This window comes from Streptomyces sp. (assembly GCF_035563135.1).
GTDB lineage: Bacteria > Actinomycetota > Actinomycetes > Streptomycetales > Streptomycetaceae > Streptomyces.
In genome coordinates, this window is sequence record NZ_DATMVN010000744.1 from 1 (window position 1) to 5,330 (window position 5,330).

Here is a 5,330-nt window from a genome sequence, read left to right on the forward strand (position 1 = left end):
GGCGGTGGCGACCTCGGCGGCGGTGGTGGCGGGGACGGTGGCGACGAGTTCTCCGGTCGCCGGGTTCAGGACACGGTGTTCGTGGATCACGGGGTGCCTCACAGGCGTTCGAAGGAGCGGCGGAGTTCCCAGTCGGTCACCGCTGCGTCGAAGGCGTCCAGTTCGACGCGCGCCATGTTGCGGTAGTGCGCGACGACGTCCTCGCCGAAGGCCTCCCTGGCCACCTCGCTGCTCTCCCAGAGGGCGGCGGCTTCGCGGAGCGTGGTGGGGACCTGCTCGTACCCGGCGGTGTAGGCGTTCCCCTCGCACGCGTCGGGGAGTTCCAGTTCGTGCCGGATGCCGTGGAGTCCGGCGGCGACGAGTCCGGCGACCGCGAGGTACGGGTTGACGTCGCCGCCGGGCAGCCGGTTCTCGAAGCGCATCGAGCGGCCGTGTCCGACGACGCGCAGGGCGCAGGTGCGGTTGTCGTGACCCCAGGCGACGGCGGTCGGGGCGAAGGAGCCGGGCTGGAACCGCTTGTAGGAGTTGATGTTCGGCGCGTACAGCAGGGAGAAGTCGCGCAGGGCGGCGAGCTGGCCCGCGAGGAAGTGCCGCATCACGGGAGACATCGTGCCGTCCTCGCCCGCCATGACGCTGTGCCCTTCGGAGTCCTGGAGCGAGAGGTGAAGGTGGCAGGAGTTGCCCTCGCGCTCGTTGTACTTGGCCATGAAGGTGAGCGCGACGCCTTCCTGGGCGGCGATCTCCTTGGCGCCGGTCTTGTAGACGGCGTGCTGGTCGCAGGTGACGAGGGCCTCGTCGTAGCGGAAGACGATCTCGTGCTGGCCCGGGTTGCACTCGCCCTTGGCGGACTCGACGGTGAGACCGGCGGCGGCCATCTCGTTGCGGATGCGCCGCAGCAGCGGTTCGATGCGGCCGGTGCCGAGGACGGAGTAGTCGATGTTGTACTGGTTGGCCGGGGTGAGGCCGCGGTAGTTGCGGTCCCACGCCTGCTCGTAGGTGTCCTTGAAGACGATGAATTCGAGTTCCGTGCCGACGTGGGCGCTCAGGCCGTGTGCGGCGAGCCGTTCCAGTTGCCGCCGGAGGATCTGGCGGGGTGCGGCGGCGACCGGCGAGCCGTCGTCCCAGGCGAGGTCGGCCATGACCAGGGCCGTCCCTTCGTGCCAGGGGATCCGGCGGAGGGTCGTGAGGTCGGGGCGCATCGCGAAGTCGCCGTAGCCGTTGGACCAGGAGGACATCGCGAATCCGTCGACGGTGTTCATGTCCGTGTCGACGGCGAGCAGGTAGTTGCAGCCCTCCGTGCCGTGTTCCAGCACCTCGTCGAGGAAGAACGGCGCCGCGAAGCGTTTGCCCTGCAGCCGGCCCTGCATGTCGGGGAAGGCGAGGACCACGGTGTCGATCTCACCGCGTTCCACGAGCACGCGCAGCTCGTCGGTCCTCAGCGGGGGTGTTCGGTCTGCCACGGGATGCTCCTCGTTCGGTCAGCCGGCCGGTCTAAGGTAGGGGAGAAAACCATTGGGGGGAAGGGAATCGGGACGTGGCGGAAGAGAGCGGTGACCCCGGGCCCTTTGATCTGCTGCTGCCCGCGCTGCGGCCGGTCCGCGCGGGCAACGGCTTCGAGGAGGCGCTGGAGCAGATCCTCCAGGTGGTCCGGCTCGGCCTGGTGCCCGGCGGCGGGCGGCTGCCGGCCGAGCGTGAGCTGGCCGCGCTCCTCGGCATCAGCCGCGTCACCCTGCGCGAGGTGCTGAAGGTGCTTCAGGAGGAGGGGCTGATCGAGGCCAGACGCGGCCGGTACGGCGGTACGTTCGTACTCCCCCGCACCGGCCCGCCGGACGGGGAGGAGCTGCGCCGCCGGGTGGCGGAGACCGACATCGAGGACCTCCTGCTCTTCCGCGAGGTCCTGGAGTCGGGGGCGGCCGGGCTCTGCGCGTCGCGCGGCCTCGACGGCGAGGGGGCGGACCGGCTGCGCACGGCTCTGGCGGCGACACACGAGGCACCTCTGCCCGACTACCGAAGACTTGACACCCTCTTCCATCTGACGCTCGCCGAGCTCTCCGGCTCCCCCTCCCTCGCGTCCCGGTACGCCAGCGTGCGGGCAGGCGTCAACGAACTTCTGGACTGCATACCCCTGCTGGTACGGAACCTCGAACACTCGCAGCGCCAGCACACGGCACTCGTCGAGGCGGTGCTCGCCCGCGACGAGGAGGAGGCGCGGGTGGTGGCGCGCGAGCACTGCGCGGGGACGGCCGCGCTGCTCCGGGGGTTCCTGGCTTGAATCTGCCCTTCCGGATCACGGCTCTTGCGCGGTGGCGCGGTACGAACAAAGGTGTGCCGTAACACCATTGCACCGGGCCGGCCCGCAGTCCGGCCGCCGGAGGGACCGCACCATGCACGAACCGCTCATCGGCGTCACGACCTATCTGGAGCCGGCGGCTCGCTGGGGCGTCTGGGAACTCCCCGCGGCGGTGCTCCCCTCCGCCTATCCCCGGCTGATCCAGCGGTCCGGCGGACTGGCCGCCATGCTGCCACCGGACGACCCGTCGAAGGCGGCGGCCGTCGTGGCGCGGGTGGACGGTCTGGTGATCGCCGGTGGGGCGGATGTCGATCCCGGGCTGTACGGCGCGGAGCGCGACTTCAGGACGGGCCCTCCGGCGCACGAGCGTGACGCCTGGGAAGTGGCTCTGCTGCGTGCGGCGAGAGCGGCCGGCACTCCGGTGCTCGGGATCTGCCGGGGTATGCAGCTGCTCAATGTGGCGCTGGGCGGCACGCTGATCCAGCATCTGGACGGCCATGCGGGCCCGTTCGGCAAGGCGGGGGTCCTCGGTGAGCACAGGGTGACGCCCGTCCCGGGGACGCTCTGCGCCTCACTGGTACCCGAAGAGGCGTCCGTACCCACCTATCACCATCAGGCCGTGGACCGGATCGCACCGGGTCTGGTGGTTTCCGCGCACGCGGCGGACGGGACGGTGGAGGCGGTCGAACTGCCGGGCGACCAGTGGGTCCTCGGGGTCCAGTGGCATCCGGAGATGGGCGACGATCTCCGCGTCATGCGGGCCCTGGTGGCAGCGGCCCGGGCCGGGGCGGCAGTTCCCTCGGCGTGATGCCCGCGCGCCGGTCTCTTCGGTGTGAGGCCCCACACGGTCAGGGTTCCCCGGCGGTCAGGGAGAGCAGGTCGCGGGCGGGCCCGGTGGGGCGGTGGCCGGCGGGCCAGACCGCGCGCAGCTGACGGCGCAGCCGGACACCGGCGACAGGAACCTTGACCAGACGCCGCGCGGAGAGCTCCTCGCCCAGCGCCAGCTCGCTCAGCACGCAGGGACCTGCGCCGCTCTCCGCGGCCCCCTTCACCGCGGTGGTCGAGGAGAGTTCGAGCAGCGGGCGCGCCAGTCCTCCGTGCGCGGCGAGCGCGGCGTCCAGCACCTGACGGGTTCCGGAGCCGTGTTCCCGCAGGATCAGGGGCGTCCCGGCGAGCTCGGCCGGGGCCAGCCGGTCCCTGCGCGCCCACGGGTGGGAGGGTGCGACCACGACGACGAGCCGGTCGTGCGCGATGACCGTGCCGTCGAGCCCTTCCGGCACCGAGAGCCCCTCGACGAAGCCCAGATCCGCCTCACCGGCCAGCAGCCGCAGGGCCACCGCCGCCGAGTTGCCCGCGAGCAGGGACACGGCGGTCCCCGGCCGCTCGGCCCGCAGTGCGATCAGCCAGCCCGGCAGCAGATACTCCGCGATGGTCATGCTCGCGGCGACCCGCAGCCGGGAGTCACGCCGGTCCCGCAGCGCCTGGGCCCCCGCGTCGAACGCCTCGGCCGCCTCGACGACCCTGCGCGCCCAGTCGGTGACGAGGGCGCCCGCGTCGGTGAGGCGGGAACCACGCGGCGAGCGGTCCAGGAGCGCGACGCCGAGCTGTCGCTCCATCGACCGGATGCGGCCGGAGGCGGCGGGCTGGCTGATGCCGACGTCCCGCGCCGCCCTGCCCAGGCTCCCGTGCCGTGCGACGGCGAGCAGCAGCACCATGGCTCCGAGGTCGGGGACCCGGTGGGACAGAGGGGAAGGCGCAGGCCCGGGACTGGTCATAAGCCCACCCTATGACCTCATAGCCCTGGGCTGTCTGGTGGGCGCCGGCCCGCCCGCCGATAATCGTGGCATGGCCATCTTTCCGGGGACCCGGACCGGGATTCCCGCCGTCCGTAGCGCCGTCCCCCCGCTCCCGTCCCTGCGGCATTTCGGTCCCAACTGGTACGCGACGGTCATGGGAACCGCCATCGTCGCGACCGCGGGCGCGGCGCTGCCCGTACGCCTGCCGGGTCTGCGGACCGCGTGCGTCGTGGTGTGGGCCCTGTCCGCCGTGCTGCTGGCCGTGGTGCTGGCGGCCCGTGCCGGCCACTGGATCCTCCACCGGGACCAGGCTCGCGCCCACCTCATGGACCCCGCCGTCGCCCCGTTCCACGGCTGCTCGTCCATGGCGCTGCTCGCCGTCGGCGCGGGCACCCTGGTGGCAGGCCAGGATGTCATCGGGCATCCTGCCGCCGTCGCCGTGGACGCGCTGCTGTTCACGGCGGGTACGCTCACCGGCCTCGCCGCAGCCGTGGCGGTCCCTTACCTGATGGTCGTACACCACCGTCCCGCCCCGGGCACCGCGTCGCCGGTCTGGCTGCTGCCGCTGGTGGCCCCGATGGTCTCGGCCGCGGTCGGGCCGCTGCTGGTGCCCGAGCTGGCTCCCGGCCAGGGGCGTGAGGCCCTTCTGCTCGCCTGTTACGCGATGTTCGGGCTGTCCCTGCTGGCGACCCTGGTGGTCGTGCCGCTGGTCTTCGCGCGGCTGGTGCACCAGGGCCCGCTGCCGCTCGCGCTGACCCCGGTGATGTTCCTGGTGCTCGGGCCGCTGGGCCAGTCCACGACCGCCGTCAACCAGCTCGCAGACGTGGCGCCGGGTGCGATCGCCGCGCCGTACGCCTCGGCCTTCGGCGCGTTCGCCGTCCTCTACGGGGTGCCGGTGATGGGGTTCGCCCTGCTGTGGCTGGCCCTGTCCGCCGCGTTGGTGGTGCGTGCGGTGCGGCGCGGCATGAGGTTCACGATGACGTGGTGGGGGTTCACCTTCCCCGTCGGCACGTGCGTCACCGGCGCGGCGGGCCTGGCCCGGCACACCGGGCTGCACGCGTTCACCTGGCTGGCCGTGGCGCTCTACGCGCTGCTGGTGGCCGCCTGGGTGTTCGCCGGCGTACGGACGGTGGGCGGGCTGTTCAGCGGAGCGCTGCTCGCCGGGCCCGGGCCGCTGCGGCCGGCGACGCTCCGTACCACGTGAGGTGACCTCACTCAGCGGCGCGAGTCGTACGTCGCGTCGA

The 5,330-nt window shown here is 72.5% G+C and carries 5 protein-coding genes; 3 read left to right on the forward strand and 2 right to left on the reverse strand.

Annotation, left to right across the window (positions count from 1 at the left end):
• Positions 1 to 98: 98 nt before the first annotated feature.
• Positions 99 to 1,460 carry a glutamine synthetase family protein gene (locus VN520_RS33260; RefSeq protein ID WP_325750666.1) on the reverse strand — a complete coding sequence of 454 codons (1,362 nt, stop codon included), beginning with the start codon at positions 1,458 to 1,460 and terminating at the stop codon, positions 99 to 101.
• Positions 1,461 to 1,534: 74 nt separating this feature from the next.
• On the opposite strand from VN520_RS33260, the gene VN520_RS33265 reads away from it, so the two are divergent.
• Together VN520_RS33265 and VN520_RS33270 are read left to right on the forward strand one after the other, a co-directional pair.
• On the forward strand, positions 1,535 to 2,272 hold the full coding sequence (locus VN520_RS33265) for a FadR/GntR family transcriptional regulator (RefSeq protein WP_325750667.1): 738 nt from the start codon (positions 1,535 to 1,537) through the stop codon (positions 2,270 to 2,272).
• Positions 2,273 to 2,384: 112 nt separating this feature from the next.
• Positions 2,385 to 3,098, forward strand: coding sequence for a gamma-glutamyl-gamma-aminobutyrate hydrolase family protein (locus VN520_RS33270; RefSeq protein WP_325750668.1), 714 nt, complete (start codon positions 2,385 to 2,387; stop codon positions 3,096 to 3,098).
• A gap of 40 nt (positions 3,099 to 3,138) precedes the next feature.
• On the opposite strand, the gene VN520_RS33275 is transcribed toward VN520_RS33270, so the two are convergent.
• Positions 3,139 to 4,065, reverse strand: coding sequence for a LysR family transcriptional regulator (locus VN520_RS33275; RefSeq protein WP_325750669.1), 927 nt, complete (start codon positions 4,063 to 4,065; stop codon positions 3,139 to 3,141).
• A gap of 70 nt (positions 4,066 to 4,135) precedes the next feature.
• On the opposite strand from VN520_RS33275, the gene VN520_RS33280 reads away from it, so the two are divergent.
• Entirely contained in the window at positions 4,136 to 5,290 is a 1,155-nt protein-coding gene (locus tag VN520_RS33280) for a TDT family transporter (protein ID WP_325750670.1), read from the forward strand.
• Positions 5,291 to 5,330 lie beyond the last annotated feature (40 nt).